Origin of the sequence: Pseudophaeobacter arcticus DSM 23566, assembly GCF_000473205.1 — a bacterium.
GTDB lineage: Bacteria > Pseudomonadota > Alphaproteobacteria > Rhodobacterales > Rhodobacteraceae > Pseudophaeobacter > Pseudophaeobacter arcticus.
Genome location: NZ_KI421507.1, coordinates 723,083 through 741,407, shown reverse-complemented (window position 1 = coordinate 741,407; position 18,325 = coordinate 723,083). Strand labels below are relative to the sequence as shown.

Annotated in this window: 16 protein-coding genes and 1 tRNA gene; 4 read left to right on the top strand and 13 right to left on the bottom strand. The window is 58.7% G+C overall.

Annotation, left to right across the window (positions count from 1 at the left end; translation table 11 throughout):
* The first annotated feature begins 104 nt into the window (after positions 1–104).
* The 3 genes from recJ (at position 105) to ARCT_RS0107455 (ending at position 5,426) form a co-directional block, all read left to right on the top strand.
* Positions 105–1,850: a single-stranded-DNA-specific exonuclease RecJ gene (gene recJ / locus ARCT_RS0107470; protein ID WP_027239502.1), complete on the top strand. Its 1,746-nt coding sequence runs from the start codon at positions 105–107 to the stop codon at positions 1,848–1,850.
* A 119-nt stretch (positions 1,851–1,969) separates the two neighbouring features.
* A tRNA-Glu gene (locus ARCT_RS0107465) sits at positions 1,970–2,044 on the top strand.
* A gap of 490 nt (positions 2,045–2,534) precedes the next feature.
* A complete protein-coding gene (locus ARCT_RS0107455) occupies positions 2,535–5,426 on the top strand; it encodes a Hint domain-containing protein (protein ID WP_027239500.1) in 2,892 nt (963 codons plus the stop codon).
* A 212-nt stretch (positions 5,427–5,638) separates the two neighbouring features.
* On the opposite strand, the gene ARCT_RS0107450 is transcribed toward ARCT_RS0107455, so the two are convergent.
* The 13 genes from ARCT_RS0107450 to ARCT_RS0107390 form a co-directional block, all read right to left on the bottom strand.
* A complete protein-coding gene (locus tag ARCT_RS0107450; protein WP_051360601.1) occupies positions 5,639–6,499 on the bottom strand; it encodes a TauD/TfdA family dioxygenase in 861 nt (286 codons plus the stop codon).
* A 33-nt stretch (positions 6,500–6,532) separates the two neighbouring features.
* The gene (locus ARCT_RS25635; protein WP_036784585.1) at positions 6,533–7,324 is read right to left on the bottom strand and encodes an SDR family NAD(P)-dependent oxidoreductase; all 792 of its coding nucleotides are present in this window, start codon (positions 7,322–7,324) and stop codon (positions 6,533–6,535) included.
* Entirely contained in the window at positions 7,321–8,769 is a 1,449-nt protein-coding gene (locus ARCT_RS27025) for an AMP-binding protein (RefSeq protein WP_051360599.1), read from the bottom strand. Before ARCT_RS27025 ends, ARCT_RS25635 begins: the two co-directional genes overlap by 4 nt.
* Positions 8,769–9,356, bottom strand: coding sequence for a thermostable hemolysin (locus ARCT_RS0107435; RefSeq protein ID WP_027239498.1), 588 nt, complete (start codon positions 9,354–9,356; stop codon positions 8,769–8,771). The genes ARCT_RS27025 and ARCT_RS0107435 overlap by 1 nt, the downstream gene beginning before the upstream one ends.
* 96 nt (positions 9,357–9,452) lie before the next feature.
* Positions 9,453–10,817, bottom strand: a complete 1,365-nt coding sequence (locus ARCT_RS0107430) for a sensor histidine kinase (protein WP_027239497.1) — start codon at positions 10,815–10,817, stop codon at positions 9,453–9,455.
* The gene (locus tag ARCT_RS0107425; RefSeq protein WP_027239496.1) at positions 10,814–11,491 is read right to left on the bottom strand and encodes a response regulator transcription factor; all 678 of its coding nucleotides are present in this window, start codon (positions 11,489–11,491) and stop codon (positions 10,814–10,816) included. The genes ARCT_RS0107430 and ARCT_RS0107425 overlap by 4 nt, the downstream gene beginning before the upstream one ends.
* Positions 11,492–11,504: 13 nt before the next feature.
* On the bottom strand, positions 11,505–12,098 hold the full coding sequence (locus ARCT_RS0107420; protein ID WP_027239495.1) for a DUF6134 family protein: 594 nt from the start codon (positions 12,096–12,098) through the stop codon (positions 11,505–11,507).
* Positions 12,099–12,517: 419 nt separating this feature from the next.
* Positions 12,518–12,982 (bottom strand): preQ(1) synthase, encoded by a 465-nt coding sequence (gene queF / locus ARCT_RS0107415; RefSeq protein WP_027239494.1) that lies wholly within the window; start codon positions 12,980–12,982, stop codon positions 12,518–12,520.
* Between the two features lie 16 nt (positions 12,983–12,998).
* Complete coding sequence (gene queE, locus ARCT_RS0107410; protein ID WP_027239493.1) at positions 12,999–13,706, bottom strand: 7-carboxy-7-deazaguanine synthase QueE; 708 nt, start codon at positions 13,704–13,706, stop codon at positions 12,999–13,001.
* On the bottom strand, positions 13,703–14,056 hold the full coding sequence (gene queD / locus ARCT_RS0107405) for a 6-carboxytetrahydropterin synthase QueD (RefSeq protein WP_027239492.1): 354 nt from the start codon (positions 14,054–14,056) through the stop codon (positions 13,703–13,705). Before queD ends, queE begins: the two co-directional genes overlap by 4 nt.
* Positions 14,056–14,757, bottom strand: coding sequence for a 7-cyano-7-deazaguanine synthase QueC (queC, locus tag ARCT_RS0107400; RefSeq protein ID WP_027239491.1), 702 nt, complete (start codon positions 14,755–14,757; stop codon positions 14,056–14,058). Before queC ends, queD begins: the two co-directional genes overlap by 1 nt.
* Positions 14,758–14,984: 227 nt before the next feature.
* Positions 14,985–15,509: an NADPH-dependent FMN reductase gene (locus ARCT_RS0107395; RefSeq protein WP_027239490.1), complete on the bottom strand. Its 525-nt coding sequence runs from the start codon at positions 15,507–15,509 to the stop codon at positions 14,985–14,987.
* Between the two features lie 185 nt (positions 15,510–15,694).
* The gene (locus tag ARCT_RS0107390; protein ID WP_027239489.1) at positions 15,695–17,029 is read right to left on the bottom strand and encodes an aminotransferase-like domain-containing protein; all 1,335 of its coding nucleotides are present in this window, start codon (positions 17,027–17,029) and stop codon (positions 15,695–15,697) included.
* Positions 17,030–17,132: 103 nt separating this feature from the next.
* On the opposite strand from ARCT_RS0107390, the gene ARCT_RS0107385 reads away from it, so the two are divergent.
* Positions 17,133–18,299, top strand: a complete 1,167-nt coding sequence (locus ARCT_RS0107385) for an MFS transporter (protein WP_036784580.1) — start codon at positions 17,133–17,135, stop codon at positions 18,297–18,299.
* Positions 18,300–18,325 lie beyond the last annotated feature (26 nt).

Here is an 18,325-nt window from a genome sequence, read left to right as displayed (position 1 = left end):
GGGCAAAAGCGGCTTGCGCCGCTGCCTCCGGCGGGGATATTTTAGGCCAAATGAAGGGCTGGATCCATTCGGGTCCGGCCCTTTTCCATAGATGAGGTAGAGCCATGAGCTTTCTTGGGGTTGAAAACTCGCTGACAGGCCGCCGCTGGCTGGGGCTTGGCATTGATCTTGAACGTGCCGCCGAACATATGGCGCAGCAGACCGGCTTGCCCGCGCCGCTGTGTCAGGTGCTGGCCCGTCGCGGTGTCCCCCCCCATGAAGCCCTTGGTTTTCTCACACCACATCTGAAAGACCTGCTGCCGGATCCGCGCAGTATGAAGGATATGGAGCTGGCCGCTGCGCGTTTTCTGGACGCGGTTGAGAAACGCCAGCGCATCGCGATTTTTGCCGATTACGATGTGGATGGTGGCAGCTCAGCAGCGCTGTTGCTGGTCTGGCTGCGGACAATGGGGCTGCAGGCGACCGTGTATATTCCTGATCGCATCGACGAGGGCTATGGCCCCAATGACGAGGCCATGGCGGGGCTGGCACGCGCGCATGATCTGATTGTCTGCGTCGACTGCGGCACGCTTTCGCATGGGCCGATTGCTGCGGCCAAGGGCGCGGATGTCATTGTCCTGGACCACCACCTGGGCGGCGAGACCCTGCCGGATTGCGTTGCGGTGGTGAATCCCAACCGTCAGGATGAGGATGGTGAGCTGGGGTATTTCTGCGCCGCCGGCGTGGTGTTTCTGATGCTGGTGGAAGTCCGGCGGCAGGCCCGGGAAAAGGGGCTGGGCACCGGCCCGGATCTGATGAGCCTGCTGGACCTTGTCGCGCTTGCAACCGTGGCCGATGTTGCCCCACTGATTGGGGCAAACCGGGCCCTGGTGCGCCAGGGGCTGAAAGTTCTGGGGGCACGCCAGCGCCCTGGTCTGGTGGCCCTGGCCGATGTGTCCCGCATGGATGCAGCACCATCGACCTATCATCTTGGCTTTTTGCTGGGGCCACGCGTCAATGCGGGTGGGCGCATCGGCAAGGCCGATCTGGGCGCCCGCCTGCTGGCAACGGATAATCCGCATGAGGCCGCCGCCCTGGCCGAACGCCTGGATCAGCTGAATACGGAACGGCGCGATATCGAAAACGCGGTGCGGGCTGCCGCCATGGAGCAGGCAGAGGCCCGAGGCTTTGACGCGCCCCTGGTCTGGGCGGCCGGCGAGGGCTGGCACCCGGGCGTTGTCGGCATCGTTGCGTCCCGCCTGAAAGAGGCGGCGGGGCGCCCGGCGGTGGTCATCGGCCTGCACAATGGTGAGGGCAAAGGCTCGGGACGTTCGGTGAGCGGCATCGATCTTGGCGTTGCCATCCAGCGCACTGCGGCAGAGGGGCTGTTGCTCAAAGGCGGCGGGCACAAGATGGCCGCAGGGCTGACGGTGGCGGAGGATAAGCTGGAGGTGGCCATGCAGCGTCTCAGCGATCTGTTGGCCAAGCAGGGCGCAGGAGGCCTGGGGCCGACAGATTTGAAACTGGATGGAATGCTGATGCCCGGGGCGGCCAGTATTGATCTGATCGAACAGATCGAACAGGCAGGCCCCTTTGGGGCTGGCGCGCCCGCACCGCGCTATGGCTTTCCAGATCTCGCCATCCGTTTTGCCAAACGGATTGGGGAAACCCACCTGAAGCTGTCGCTGACCGATGGGGTTGGCGGCACTCTGGATGCAATTTGCTTTGGGGCATTTGATACGGCGATGGGACCGCGTCTGCTGGAACATGGCGGCGCACGATTCCATTTTGCCGGTCGGCTGGAAATCAATAGTTGGGGAGGCCGCCAAAGCCCGCAACTGCGATTGGAAGATGCGGCCGAAGCCAGTTGATCCAAGCCAGACCCTTTAAAATATAAGCTCTCTGGGCCATCTCAAAAAATTCTCACTCGGAGGCATTTTTTACCTTGCGGCTTTGGCACAGAGAAACTAAACACCGCTCCACAGCAAGTGGCCCGTTCGTCTATCGGTTAGGACGTCAGGTTTTCAACCTGAAAAGAGGGGTTCGACTCCCCTACGGGCTGCCACTTTCCCAACATCACCTAATGTTTCTCTCTTGGATGTAGACTGAAATGGGTGTGTCTGGGGGGCAGAGGCCTTTCCCGCGTAAAAGTATTTGGTTCCAGAAACGCCAATCTCCCCTCAAGGGAGCTGTTTGCCCAATGACCTGCCCCCGTTGCTTTCGTGAGCCTGGAAAATCTCGGCGCAAAATTCGAACGGCTCGGTAAATACGGCCCCCGTTTCAGGTGATATCCGCCGGATGCAAGGGAGTGAGAATGACATGATCATACACATGATGACCGTTCTCCGCAGTCCCGCTCCCTGCCCGCAGATTGTCCGCAGCCTGGCCGCAGCCTGTCCTGCCTGCGCGTTCCGAGCCTCGGGTGAGGACATCCGTTCGCCGGACCTTCTGAACAAAAACATCACAAGCGATACCCGGTTTACCTCATTTTATAGACCTTCCCCGTATCCTTCCACGTGAGTGAAAACTGTTCGGCAGGAATTTGGGTGGAATAGATGGCTAGACCAGATTGGGTAACTGACCTTATCGCAAGCAATACCAGCCACAAAGGCGACGAGGGCGACAACCTGCTGGGCGGTTCCACCGGCGATGATGTTGTCGACGCAGGGGCCGGTGCGGATACTGTTGCCGGTGAAGAGGGCAACGACCTTATTGATGCAGGTGACGGCAACGATGTCATCTATGGTGATATGGGGGATGGCTTTGCGCAGGGTGTTGATGCAACGCCTCTGTCGCTGAAACTTGCCAATCTGGAAACCGTTTCTCATGATGGCGGGCTGGGGTCTGCAGGTGATTATGCCATCTTCAGAGACGTCGCGACCCTGGAGGACGGCAGCAAGGTCTGGGGACGCTTGGTCCTGGTCGAAAAAACCAACCCCGACATGTGGGTGGAATTCGGCTATGATGAAGGTGCCGAGGTCTTTTTGGATGGCAATGCATCCGGTGACCGGGCAACATTCCGTCTGGAGTTCTATGATCCGGCAACCGGCGAGCCCGTTTATCTGAATTCGACAGCGACCTTCAACGATATTGACGACAACACCTATGTTGGCGATTCTGAAGCCGTCATTGTGGATGGCAATAGCTTTACCTCCTTCGGGGTCTCATCCGACTCGTCATTGACGACAACAATAGATGGCTCAACGGTCACGGCCACCGGGTCGGAAATAAACGCATATACAGATCAGGATGCCTGGTTCTCGGCGCAGTTCGAAGACCGTTCCTCGATCGAATTCACGCTACAAACGCGGCAGGGATATTCAGGTTTCACCCTTTCGGGCGATGTTCTTGACGATCCGGTTGTTACCATTATCGACCAGGGCGCGGATACTATTTTGGCCGGGGTCGGTGATGATGTTGTTTTTGGCCAGGGCGGGGACGACGTCCTGCTGGGCGAGGAGGGCAACGACAGCCTGGATGGCGGCGATGGCAACGACAGCATCGACGGTGGTGTTGGCGCGGATACCCTGATTGGGGGCGCTGGGGGCGACACCATGTCGGGTGGCGACGGGGACGACTACATCGACGGCGGCGAAGGCGACGACTCTCTCTCAGCCGGGATCGGCAACGATACCGTGCTCGGCGGCGAAGGCAATGATACGATCCACAACTCCGCTGGGGATGACAGTCTGGTCGGTGGGGTCGGGAATGACAGCATTGTGGCGACAGACGGCAATGACACGCTGGAAGGGGGCGATGGCAACGACACCCTTTATGGCGGCAATGACAACGATCTGCTTGTTGGCGGCGGCGACGCCGACCTGATGTACGGCGAACTGGGGGATGACAGCCTGGACGGCGGCGCCGGCGATGATGTCATGGATGGCGGTGCGGGCAATGACACCCTGATTGGGGGGGATGGCGGCGATACGATCTCTGGCGGCGACGGCGACGACTATATCGAAGGTGGCCTTGGCAACGACAGCCTGTCAACCGGCCTGGGCAATGATACACTGATCGGCGGCGAAGGCGATGATACGCTGCACAACTCAGCCGGGGACGATAGTCTGGTCGGCGGCGTAGGCAACGACAGCATCATTGCAACCGACGGCAACGACACCCTGGACGGTGGTGACGGCGACGACACCATGTATGGCGGCAACGACAATGATCTGCTCATCGGTGGCGGCGGTGCCGATCTGATGTACGGTGAATCCGGGGCTGATACATTCAGGATGTCCGACGGCTTTGGCAACGACACCCTGACCGGTGGCGAGGCCGGAGTTGACTATGATACGGTGGATCTTACCGGCGTCACGGCCTCGGGCGTGTCAGTCACCTTCACCGCGGATGAAGCTGGCACCATCTCGGATGGCGCCGACACCATCACCTTCTCCGAAATTGAGGCCCTGACGCTTACCGATCAGGCGGATGTGGTGGATGCCTCCGCCGACACCGCTGGCGTTGTGATTGATGCCGGGGCTGGTGATGACACCATTACATTTGGCGCTGGAGACGATTCCATTTCCGGCGGAGCTGGCTACGACCAGTTCGTCCTGACCTCCACCGGCGGCATTGATACGGTCAGTGATTTCAGTGTCTCGGATGACGACAGCGATGGGTTTTTCAATGACCAGCTCGATGTCTCCGATCTGACCGGCGGCACCGGGTTCGGCGGCAGTATCCGGACCCAGGATGTTACGGTTTCCGACGATGGGTTTGGCAATGCCCTGCTCTCGTTTCCAGGCGGGGAAAGTCTGGTTCTGGAAGGGGTGGCTCCGGCTCAGATTACAAGCGCCTCACAACTCCATTCTGCAGGTATTCCCTGCTTTACGCCCGAGGTTCTGCTGGCCACCAAGCGCGGCGCAGTGCCCGCAGGGCAAATCCAAGTGGGGGATCTTCTGCAAACGGCTGACAATGGGTATCAACCGGTGATATGGGTCGGAAAACGCAGGCTGGACCGGGCTGAACTCGCGCAGCGTCCGCATCTGCGCCCCTATTGCATTCGCCCAGACGGGGTGTTGTCCCCCGACCGGCCCATGCTTGTGTCACCACAGCATCGCTTATTGGTCAATCAAAGGACCTTTGAACACGACACGCCGGTCGGCGAGCGCTTTCTCTCAGCCAAACTGCTGGCCGAAATCGACGGCACCTGTAGGCTGCAGGCTGATGCCCTCCACGGCGTCACCTATGTTCATCTCATGACCGAACACCATGAGGTGGTTTTTGCCGAAGGCATCGCGACAGAGACCTTTTGGCCCGGCCCAGAGGCAATTCGTGGCCTGTCAGCCAAAGATCTGAAAGAACTGTTTGAGTTGTTCCCGGAACTGGTTCCGGTATATGGGCTGGTCGGCTCATATGGCCGTCGCCATGCCCGCCAGATCTATGGTGACTTGGCCCGCCACAGTCTGAAACGACGGGATTTGTTGCATTTGGCCCCAGCCTGAGTGCCCTGCCCCGGAGCCGCAAAAATCCCCCTCACTCATCGCGTTGATGAATGGCGCAATGGAATTCCGACACCAAAGGGCCTGGGGGCAAATGACCACCGAAGGCAAAGGGGTCAGCCCCAAGCTCTCGGCAGCAGCTGCAGAGAGATTGGGGCGCGCTCAGGAGACAAGTCAGGGGCGTTTGTGCATATCTCAGTTTGAGGGCGGCAGCGTCACAGGCGGCCCATTCCTATAAACAACTGCCGGTCCTGGTCCTTGATCGCCCGGCGCCCATGCATAACACGGGTATTGTCGATCACCGCGACATCGCCATCCTGCCAGTTGATTTCGGCCGTGCAAGTCTCTGCAATGCCACGTAGCTCTTCAATTTCATCGGAACCGACGATCGACCCATCCTCAAGCGTATAGACTGGTGGTTCATAGTTATGCGACGGACCTAGAATTGCATTGGCAAATGCCAGCCCCTGCGACAATGACGACGGACGCACCGGAGAGACTTTGATACGGTATTCGAGCGACCCGTCGTCATTCAAAGTGAAGTCCTGATCCGGGATCGCCGCTTTGAATTGCAAGATATGTTCATGGGTGACCTCTGCTGGATCGCTGATCGCCGGGTGTTCATTTGCAAGGTAACGTTTCCACAGGATTTCTGGCAGCGTGCGCGTCACCATCATGCGTTGGGACCAGCGCGCTTTTTGGGCTTCCGAGAAGGCCTCAAAAACCAGGCGGCCGTCGCAGATCGTCGTTTGCGACCCTTCAAAAGCAGCTCTCGCACTATAGAAGGCTACGACATCGGGGCAAACCGGCGTGTTGCCATTTTCAATGTGGAGGCCGATTGGTCCCAAACCCGCGTCGACTTTTTGGGTGTTCTTTTCCGAGTATTCACGTGCGGGATCAAAGGTGATGGTTTTGCAAAGCTGAGATGTGATCGCGCTGAAGGTCGGCATATCCATCTTAAAGCCGCGAAGCAGCGCCCAACCATCGCTGTCCAAATAGTCTTTCACCTCGGATAACACGGCTGGAGTGATAGAAGTTTCGCCCGCATCAGAGGCGCGGATTACGTTGTAGCTCATGACAGATGTCCTATTGATTTTGGGAGGTGTCGATTAGGAGTGTTGTGACGGTTTCAGCGCCGCAAGTGTTCTGGGATCACGCGCCTGCGCCCCCACCGATTTGTCGACCAGTGATGGGAACAGACGTTGTACCTTCACGAAAAACCGCTCTTTGCCTTTGGGGAAGCTTTCACGCTTGCCTTTCAGGATGGCATCCCATGCCTGCGCGGCCACGGTCTCGGCAGTGTCGAGCGTCATATCCAGAGGTTCAACCAAGGCCCCAAAGGCGCTTTCAGCCGCCGTTTGCGTGGCGCGGGGGGCGATGTAGGTCACGCCAATTCCTGCGCCAGACAATTCGCGTCGTATAGCGTCAGAAAATCCGCGAAGGCCGAATTTTGAAGCGGAGTAACCGGCAAAGAACGGATACGCGATATCGCCAAAAACCGAACCTATGTTGACGATACGGCCCTTTGCGCTGCGCAGTGCCGGCAGCAGATCACGGGTCAAAGCCATCGGTGCGACAAGGTTGGTGTCAGCCATCCGCTGCAGGTCGTCATCGGCCATGTCAGCCAGATGTCCGACGCTTAGAACGCCCGCGTTGTTGACCAGGATATCCAGCCTGCCGTCGACGGCCTGCGTGATCAAGGCACGTCCCGCTGCGCTGGTCACATCGGCAACAATACACCGGGCTTGTGTGGTGCTACATTGGGAGAGCGTCTCATCCAGCGTGCTTGAGGTGCGACCAACCAGGATCAGATCAAACCCTTTGTGTGCGGCTTCAATGGCAAGCGCGCGACCAATGCCTGTCCCCGCACCTGTGATGAGAACTGTCTTGCTGCTGTTCATGACGCGATGCTTTCCGGTGCTGGGTCTAATTGCTGGACAGGCCTTGTGTTGATCAACCTGGCGGCCACGGCTCTGTTTGGGGTTCCGGCTGGGAACAGCAGCCCCTGCTCTGAGGGATCAGTGATGATGACCGCCGAGGGCCGCGCATAGGACGGCAGATCTGACAGGTAGGCGACAATTTCAGAGGCCGGGACAGCAGCTGCGACAACGAGAAGCAATATCAGAGCCCCGTCAGACTGGCGAAGGCCCAAAGCCGAACTGACAACCCGCGGATCACTGTTGACCCGCTGTTCAACCCATTCCGGTGAAATATTGCGCCCGGCGCTTGTCACCAACAGTGCATCTTTGCGGCCATCCACAACCAGTCGGTCGCCGTCAAAATGGCCCAGATCCCCGGTGTGCCAGACATCGGGTGCGGCGGCGCCGTTCAGATAGCCCGTCATCACTGTCGGGCCTGACACCACGATCTCACCATCTTCAAGCGAGACCTTCAGCCCCTCCAGAACCGGTCCAACCGTACCGGGGAGATTGTCGCCGGGCCGGTTCATTGCAACAACAGCGCAGCATTCAGACAGCCCGTATCCTTCATGGACCGGAATGCCGAGATCTTGCGCGGCATGGATCAGCGAGGGGGAGCTGGACGCGCCACCCACAGCCACAAACCGCAGGCTATCCGGTGCTTTGCGCCCCGCCAGCGCGCTGACCCAGCGGCCCAGCACAGCCGGTGCCAGCAGGCTGGTGGTTGGGCGCAGGATTTCAAAGGCGGCAACCAGCGGTTCGATCGGCGCTCCAAAGAGAGCCTTGGTTGCTTCAAATCGGAACACTGTTTTGGCGCCAGCGACGATGGGCAGGAAGATCCCGCAGATCTGCTCCAGCAATTGCGCCAGCGGCAGAATGGACAGATGGGTATCGGTTTCATCAGCCGCGATCACCTGGCTCAGGGCGCTGATGGAGGCCTGCAACTGGCGATCCCCCAGCACGACTCCTTTGGGGGTGCCGGAGGAGCCAGAGGTATAGATGATCCGCTCGGCCCCACCATCATAGGTACGAAGCCCGCGCCCGGTGGTCGGCGTTGCAGCCGCTGGGGTAACCGGGCTGAGCAGATTGAGATGTGGCAGCGCCGAAAACAGCTCGGGGGTGTTGGTGATGACAGTGCCAACCCTGGCATCCATCAGGACATGCGCATTCTGAGCTGTGCTGAAAAAGAACGGCAGGGGCACCTGTCGTTTGCCACTGAGCGTCGCCGCCAAATCAGCCACGACGTAGTCAATGCCACCGGCAAGACCGATGCCAATTGGACCGCTGGTCGTGTCCAGCGCATAGGCAAGGTTTTCAACCCGATTGGACAAGTCCTGCCAGCTTATCTGGCCACTATCATCCTCAAAGGCGATGGCGTCGGGGCGGGTTTGCGCGTGGCGCTCAAGCGCATCAAAGACCTGTTTCATCAGGATGCCTCCGCCACATGCCGGGCCCGACGTGCACGCGGCGACAAGACGACGGGTTGCGACAGAACCTCGCTAAACGCACAAACCCGCGGGTCAGTGTCGTAGTAGGATCCCCAGGCCTGTGGATTTTCGACTTTCGAGATATCCGCCGCAGCGATTTCAGCGTAGTTCAGCGCGGTTCGGGCCAGCAGGCGACGCAGGGATTTTGTGGCCGTGAACACGCCACAGGTCATCGCGTTCTCACGCCCCCATTCGACCATCTTGTCCAGCATGGGCAACACCGGAAAGGGCGTTATCGAGGCCAGGGAAACCACTTCCATAATTTCCGACGTCGGCACCTGGAGGCCAGTGGTCTGATACAAGGCGGTGGAAAAATCAGTTGTCAGATAGGCGTCCGAGAAAAACCCATCCCGAGCCGTCCGAATACCAGCCGCGCACAGAACCTCTCCATTTTCATGTCTTGCAACAACAAGCAGGGGCGCGAACTCGGCGACATCTGCGCCATAGGCACTTTTGTATACACCCTTGATATGGTCTTGGGCTTCCTGGCGTCCCGGACAGTTGCCGCTCAAAAACTCGATTTTCATATCCAACCTCAACGCACCTTTATTTGACGTGTTGGGGAGGGAATCGCGGATCAGACTTACAAGAGACTTACAAAGCTCAGCAAACCGGGTAATTTGTCAGGAAGGGTGATTGAAAATGAAGGAGAATACAGTGCCACCGCCCTCCCTGTCCTCAATGATTGTTGTCGCATTGTGGGACTCGGCCACCGACTTGACGATGGCCAACCCGATTCCCGATCCTGTGTTGTTAGAATTGGCTAGCGTCCCGCGGTTGAACCGCTCAAACAATGCTGTTTTTAAATTGTCAGGCACGCCCGCGCCGCGATCAAGAACCCGCCATCCTGCGGGATCGGCCAGCACCTCTATCTCAACTTCGCTTGTCTCAGGAGTATATTGCAAGGCGTTGCGGACGACATTGCTGAGCCCGATTGCCAAAAGCCCTGCGTTGCCTTCGATCAGGACCTGATCTTCACCGGTTACCGACAGGCTCCTGCCGGAGCGCAGGGCCGTCTGCGCCAAGTCAGTGGCGACCTGGACGGCAACACTGCGCAGGTCCACCAACTCGAAACCTGTTTTCAAAGCCGCATCGGCCCGGGACAAATCAATCAGCTGGCCAAAGATGCGATCCAGTTGATCCACATCCTGCGTCAGCGTTTCTGTCAACTCGGGATCACTGATCCGGTCAATGCTGGACCTGAGCACCGCAATAGGTGTGCGGATTTCATGGGCAACATTGGCGGAAAAATCCCGCTGCGCCTGATAGCCCTGCTCCAGGCGGTCAAAGGCCTTGTTCACGTCTCCAATCAAAGGCGCGATCTCTGCTGGCACCTGCGCGACGCTGAGACGGCGACCAGCCGCAGAAGGCCCGATTTGATGCGCCTGATCAGACAGAGCCCTGAGCGGAGACAGTGCCTGGCGGGTGGCAAAAAGCGCCGAGGCCAGCACCACCAGAAGCCCCAGAACAACCCACCAGATCTCTTCTTCGAGTTCGTGTAGCAGGCTGGCAAAACGAGTCTCGTTGTTGCCCTTGGGAAAGGTGGAGACCAGGATGAGCACCTCATGGTCCACAACCCGCGCCCTGAGGCCAACCCCCATGCGATCGCCAGGCAGCGCAACGGGTTGAGGATGTCCCAGCGCTATGATCGCCAGTTGCCGCCAAATTGCGTCCGAGGTTTCGCCGCCTGCGATGATCGCGCCAGAGGCGTCAAAGACGGTGTAGCGATAGTTTCCTTCAATCCCCCGAAATCTCAGGGCTCTGGAATTCAGACCAAAGCCCGCGCGCGAGGGATCAATCTGGCTTACGATTTCATAGGCCTCATCGGTCAAGGCCTCTTCGATATTTTCTTTGAGGTGCTCGTAGAATTCCTTGATGATAACAGCGCCAGCCAAGAGGATGCAAAAGGACAGCGCCGCCAGGATGTTTAACAGCAGCCCCCGTTTCAGCGACCTGCGCGGTCCAATGACGCGGTCCACGATCTTCATTCGGACGGCGCCCGCAACACGTAACCAATGCCACGCAGATTATGAATTTCGATGTTGGCACCTTTTTCGATCAGCTTTTTACGCAACCGGTGGGTCAGCACATCAATGGCATTTGGCGTTGCCGCCTCGTTGAACCCATAAAGCGCATTCTCGATCACATCTTTTGATACCACCCTGTCCGGCCGACGCAGGAACAGCTCCAATAGGGCCAGTTCCCGTTTGGAAAACCGCGCCACGGTGCTGTCGATTGCAACGGTCCGGTCAGTCGTCTCATACGAGACATTGCCCAACGTCAGTGTCATGCCAAGCACGCCACCTGGACGTCGTAAAACGGCTTTGACCCGCGCGACGAGCTCGGACACCGCGAAGGGTTTTACAATGTAGTCGTCAGACCCCGCATTCAGACCTTTGATCCGCTCATCAAGCGCATCGCGTGCCGTACAGATGAGGATCGGGAGTTGCGGCTTGAGGCTTTTGATCCTTGGCAAAATTTCCAGACCATCCTGATCCGGCAGGCCAAGATCAAGGATGATCGCGTCATATTCAAAGCTTTGGACAGAATGTAGAGCATCCTCAGCGGTATGGACGACATCCACCACAAACCCTGCCTCGTGCAAACTGGCGCTGGTGTTCAGCGCCAGTTTCTCGTTGTCTTCAATATAGAGAAGCCGCATTCGGCATGTCGTCCTATTTCCGGATATACATCACTGTTGACCCATCATCGGCCTTGAAGGCCACCTGTGCAAGGTTGCCCTCTCCATCGTACCACAGATCACGTGCCAGCCCGCCTGACAGCCGGTAATGATGGGCCGGAATGCTGCCGCGTCCCGTCTTGACCGTTTCCATGCCAAGATCAGCGGCGCGAATGTTCATGATCGTACCGTCGATGGTGTTCATCAGTTTGCCACTGCGCAGGATATCATCGTTCCACAGGCTTGCAGGCAATGCACCTTTGTTCGCAGTCTGCAACTGATGGGGCTCCCCATCATCGTCCGTTGTTGAGCTCAGCTGCATCAGTTTGCCGTTTTTCCAGCTCTCGACACTTGCATGTCTGAAACTATAGGCTGTGGTCCTGATCAAGGGCACCTTCACAACGATGTCTGTCGTCACCTTAACGGTAAGTGCTCCGGTTGTGCCCGAAAAGCTGTAGCTGTGATCACCAATGTCTTTCCCCTTACGAACAACATCAAAACTCAGTTTACCGTTTGATGGGATCGATAGAGCGTTGACAGGTGCCGCCAAGGCCACAGCAAGGCCAAGGGCCAATCCAAAAATACGCATATCTAGCTCCATTTGTCTTTGAGATGGGGGTGCTAGTGATCCCCGAGACTTACAAAAATCTTACAGGTTCAAAGAATTTGCCTCGGCAAAGCTCAGATCTAATCTCGCCCTTCGGGATGTCGCCGGGCTGCAGGGGCCACATACAAACGCCACTTGTGGACAAGGAAATATGGGACGCTGCAGTCTTTCTTGACCTACCCTACCGTCAGCATCCCGGCGACCAGTTGCGTTTGGCTCAACGTTTGAGGCTAAGTGCCCCCCTCGCCTGGCCTCAGCATGAACGTCGCTTGTGAACCCACAGACGGAAAATATCTCAATGAATAGTCGCTGATTGGGCGCGCGCGGGAAACAGCCCAGAACTCCTGAACTGTATCTTCAGCGCGCGCCCCTTAGGGGATGTGCTGCTCCCCCGCGCGGTTTTAGCCCCGGCCCCGGTAGGGCGGCACGCCCTGGTCAGGGATCCACACCGCGTCTGGCATCGGACTGGTCTGCCAGAAGACGTCGATAGGAATACCCCCGCGCGGATACCAATAGCCGCCGATCCGTAGCCATTGCGGATCAAGAAAATCAGCCAACCTACGGGCGATGGAGATCGTGCAATCCTCGTGAAAGGCGCCGTGATTACGAAAGGAGGTCAGGAACAGTTTGAGCGATTTTGACTCGACCAACCACGGGCCGGGTACATAGTCGATCACCAGATGGGCAAAGTCCGGCTGGCCGGTCATCGGGCAAAGAGATGTGAATTCTGGAGCGGTGAAGCGAACGTTATAGGCCACGTCTTTCTGCGGGTTGGGCACACGCTCCAGCTCTGCCTCTTCGGGGCTGGCAGGAATTTTGGTGGCGCCGCCAAGCTGTTTGAGATTGCTGTAGATGTCTTCGGACATGAAAGTCTCCATCAGGTCAGACGCCGCGCTTGTTGCCCCAGATCAGGACATGAAGCTGCGGCAGGATACGGGGGGCGAACCAGCCATCGGCCATCGCCTTTTCGGTCAGCCAGCCCAGACGGTCGGCCAGTGCTTGCGGATCAACCGGGGTTGCGGGGTCGACCTCTGGATTGCCGGGCTGCAGATAGAGCGGCAGTTCCCGTTGGTCAGCGTGAACCCTCCGCGCCCATTGGTAGTCCTCTTCGTCAAATACCACAATTTTCATCACCTGCTGGCGCGCGCCCTGCCCCGCTGTCCGGCAGGCGGCAAAGGCATCCCAGTTCACCTCCTCGCCGCTCGAAGGCGGTTTGGGCGACAGCACCAGCGTGTCGAGTTCGGCAAACCAGGATCGGGCAACCGATCCCTGCGTCTCGCAGGCAAAGCGGTAGCCTGCGGCCCGGCCCAGCGCGATCAACGGGCCAAAGTCCTGGATTGCAGGGTTGCCCCCCGAGAGCGAAACCGTCAGCGGCTGCCCACCGGACAGCTGTTGGATCCTGGCCAAGACGGCCTCGGGCTGCATCGCTGCCCAGCTGTGGCGATACTGACTTTCGACCGCATGGAGACTGTCGCACCAACTGCATCGGTAGTCACAGCCGCCCGCGCGAACAAAGACGGTGGGTTCACCGATCAGCGCCCCTTCGCCCTGGATCGTCGGGCCAAAAATCTCGGCGATGCGCAGCGTCATGGCCGGTATTCCGCCCAGGTCTTGGGCGTTTCACTGACCAGCACAGCGCTTGTTTCGGGCCAGCGCGCGGCACACCACTCGTAGAAATGGCAGGCCATGTTTTCGGCGGTCGAGGGACCTTCCATGACATCATTCAGATGCCGGTGATCAAAGGTGTCGTCGATGTAGATCTTGAGCGGCTTCAGATCGTGATAGTCGCGCACGAACCCGTCGGCATTCAGCGTCTTGGCCGCCAGTTCCACCACCACGATGTAGTTATGCCCATGCAGCCGCGCGCATTGGTGATCGTCGGGCAGATGGCTCAATTGATGCGAGGCGGAAAAGTGGAATTCCTTGCGGATGCGAAACATCACCCGGCCTCCTGCTTGGCAAGTGCTGTGGTCCAGTAGTCCGGGTCGGCATAGACCGTGGGGTCGCTCACCTTGGCAAGATGGAAGGCCTCGCGCCGCTCGACGCAGGTGCCGCAGCGCCCGCAATGCACCGCCCCGCCCTTGTAGCAGGACCAGGTCTCGGCGAAGGGGGTACCATGCTGCGCGCCCTGACGGACGATGTCGGCCTTGCTGCGTTCCACAAAAGGCGTTTGCAACCGCACCTGGGCATAGCCGTCCAGAGCGGCCTGCTGCATCGCGTCGAAGGCGCGGGTAAAGCCGGGGCGGCAGTCAGGATAGATGAAGTGATCGCCGCCATGCACGGCAGTGGCCACGGCGTCATCGCCCTGTGCGGCCGCGATGCCAAATCCAATCGACAGCATGATCGCATTTCGATTGGGCACAACGGTGACACGCATCGTGTCCTCAGCGTAGTGGCCATCGGGGACGTCGATATCGTCGGTCAACGCCGACCCCGACAGGGCTGCGCCGATGCCGCGCATGTCGATCAGGTGGAACGGCACGCCCAGCCGTTTGGCGGCGGCTTCGGCAAAGTCCAGCTCCTTGCGGTGGCGCTGGCCATAGTCAAAGGAGACAAGCCGGGTGAGCCTATGCTCATCGGCGGTGATATGCGCAAGCGACACGGAATCGAGTCCGCCTGAGCAGATGACAAGTGTTTTCATTTTGGGGCCCTTGTTTTGATGTCCGGGTAGGCTGCGACCGGATGGCGGGGCTTATTGCACAAATCGCGAGGATTGCAAGCGGTATGCGTTTTGCAGCGTGATGGGTTCTGCGCCAGTGCCCAGTGCCTAATGTCCAGTGCCGAATGTCCAGTGCCCGGTGTCCAGTGCCCGGTGTCCAGCGGACGGTGTCCAGCGGACGGGGGAGCCCTGTTTGGTTGTCTTACTGCTTAGATGTCTTGCTGCGTAAACTTAGCCAGAAAATCAGTGATCTTTGATTGGTTCTGTGGCGCAAGCATAGTCTGGGATATTTGCTCTGGTGTAAGTTTCATAAGTTCAAATCTGACAAAGTTTTCCGGGTCGAATCCATCGCTGACCGTGGCCAGTACAAGTCGCAATTGAGCAAGCATATCATCCCCGCGGTGTGATGCATGCAGGAGCGCTATGGGCTTTCCAATAATCTCGTCGCGGGACACCAGCCAATCAATGGCATTTTTCAAGCCACCCGGAATTGCCCTTACATATTCGGGACTTGAGATAATCAGAGCGTCATTTTTCCGGATCATCTCGATGAAGGTTTGAACGGGCAGCGGCAAGGGGCCATTCTCTGCGTCGGGTGAGAAAACAGGCAGGTCAGCCACCCCGGAAAAAACCGCAACCTGATGGTCAGAACCCGCGATCTCAGAAACAGCCCTGAGCAGAGCGGTGTTGGTTGATGTGGCCCGGCCACTGCCAGATATTGCAAGAAATTTCATTTCCCCTGACTAGTGCACCCCTTGGAACGGCACAACCACTGCCTGGTCCAAACGGCATGAAACCACCGTTCAAAAATTGCCGCCACAGGCCCAAACGGGCCCAAACTGGCCCGAACTGGCAAAAGGTGCACAAGGTGCCATTTTACTGCGGCTGCGCAAATCTCGGCTATGCAGATTTTCAGTTTTCAATCTAAAGAGGCTTCTTCGACGGCCTCGCGGACCTTTTGGAAAAGCCCTTTAAGCTCAGCCTTCGGCAGACCACCAAACGCCAGGCGCAATGCCTGCGGGACGGCAACAGCTGTTGAAAATGGCCCCGCCCCGCAGGTCGAAATTCCCTGCGTTTTTAGCCGTGTGACAATCGGTTCGGCCCGAATGCCAGTGTCGAGCGGCAACCAGGCAAAACCTGCATTGCGATGAGAAAGAACAGGGGAATCCGTCAGAACGGCCCGGCAAATCTGCTGACGTTCCGCCCCGTCCCGCCTCCGGCTTTCTTCGGATCTGGCGAGGCTGCCGTCCTCGATCCAGCCGGTAACCAGGCCCGAAATCAACGCCGGTGCGTTCCAGGTCGTCGCTCTGATCGCCTCAAGCAATCTGTCGAGATGGATCGCAGGTGTGATCACATACCCCAGCCGCAGTCCCGTCGCGAGGCTTTTGGAAAAACCACCCACATGAAGGGTCCGCTCCGGCGCGAGGGAAAACAGGCTTGGCGGCGGGTCCAGTTCCAGAAAAGCATAGGCTGCATCCTCGATGATCAAAAGGTCGTGCTTTCGCGCGATCTCGATAATGCGCAAACGCGTCGGCGTATCCATCACCGCGCCCAATGGGTTATGGACGGTAGGCATCAGGTAAATAGCCTGCAGTTTGTGCCTGCGGCATTGGCGTTCCAAATCATCCGGGTTCATCACGCCGCCGCGCCCTTCGACAGGGATGAGATCAAGCCCCTGCAAAGCCGCAATGGATTTAAAGCCGGGATAGGTCAGGCTGTCAGTTGCAATTGCCGCGCCGCGCCGAAAAAGCCCCAGAGCGATGGTTGCCAGCCCATGCTGCCCACCAGAGGTGACCAAAAGGCAGTCCGGGTCAATTGGGCCAAGTCTGGAGACAAGGCTTTCGGCGATGATCCGGCACTCGTGGGGGCGCCCGCCGTGTGGCTGGTAGCGCAACATCGCATCCAGATCGCCCGCCGCCGCGAGCCGCCGCAGCCCCGCGCGCAACATATCTGCATCGGCGGCGTCACCCGGCATGTTGAAAACCAGGTCGGTGAGACCCTCCTCCACGGCTTGGCGGACCCAAAGGGTGGGGGGCAGGCCCAGGTCGCGCACAAAGGTACCGCGCCCTGCTTCACCGACCACCAAGCCCCTGCGTTCAAGCTCGCTATAGGCGCGAGTCGCGGTTGCAAGCGCCACATTGGCCTGCTCGGCAAAGGCGCGATGGGTGAGCAGCTTTGTGCCCGGAGCCAGTTTGCCCTCGTGGATCGCGGTCGAGAGCATATCAGCCAAACGTATATATCGCGCTTTGGTCATCACCTCACTGTATCTACACCTCACTGTACCTATGACAATATAAAAATTGTCATGCAAATTTTACCATGCCATTGCCACCTCTATGCAGTCTTTGAGGTCGCCCATGTCCAAACTGATTCCGATACCCTTGCTTGCCCTTGCTCTGTTCACGGTAACTTTCGCGGTGAATCTTCAGGCACCGCTGTACGATGTCTACGCGGCAGCAAGTGATGTGGGCGCGACGGCGGTAACCTTGGCATTCGCGGCCTATGTCGGGGGCCTGATACCGACGCTGGTGCTACTTGGGGGGCTTTCGGACCGGATCGGGCGGCGGGTGCCGATTACATTGGCACTGGTCCTTGGCACATTTGCGACGGCGCTCTTGGTGCAGATGCCAAGCTGGACAAGTCTGGTGATCGCACGCGTGCTGCTCGGGATAGGCACCGGTCTCGCGACCACCGCCGGAACGGCCTATATGACCGAAATCCTTGGCGCAGATCGGGCAAAAACCGCCGCGTTGATTGTGACCTCCGCGACGTCGCTTGGTTTTGGCGGAGGGGCGCTGGCAACCGGTATCTGTCTCGGAGTGCAGGGGGCGACGCTGCTGCCCGCCAGCTATATCGCCCTGTTCATTGCAGCGCCCATGCTCGCCGTGATTGCCCTCGGGCTGCCCCGCATCGACAAGCCGCGCGCGGTCTCGCTTTTGCGTCTTCCGGTTTTTCCGGCGGGCACCTGGGTCTTTGGGGTGGCAATGGCGCTGGCCTGGGCCACAACCGGCATGACCATCGCAGTGGTCCCGCTGGAGCTCGCCGCGAATGATCTTGGCGGTTGGACTGGTCTCGTTATTTTTCTGGCAATCTTCGTCGGGTTCCTCTGCCAGCCAATTGCCCGGCGCATGACAAACGCCCGCGCGCTTGCCCTTGGGTTTGTCTTGATCCCGCTTGGCTTTCTTATCCTTCTGGGCGGTGTCTGGTTCAAGCTATTGGCATTGGTTCTTATCGGCACCTGCATCACCAGCGCGGCGAGCTATGGCTTCACCTATCTGGCCTCACTGGCAGAAGTCTCGTTGCGGGCGCCAGAAGACCGGGCGCGGGCGACGGCGGGGCTGTTTGTCTATGCCTATTTCGGCTTCTCGCTGCCGGTGATCGCCAGCGGCGTACTGGCCGATATGTTTGGCCTGCTCCCGGCGATGCTGGGGTTCGGAGCAGTCCAGATCGCGGCCACAGCAATTGTTGTCATGATTTGGAGACGATCCTCCCCTTCCCTGCACCTTGCCGTCATAGGGAAATGAATAACGCCTCGTTTCCGGGGACGCGA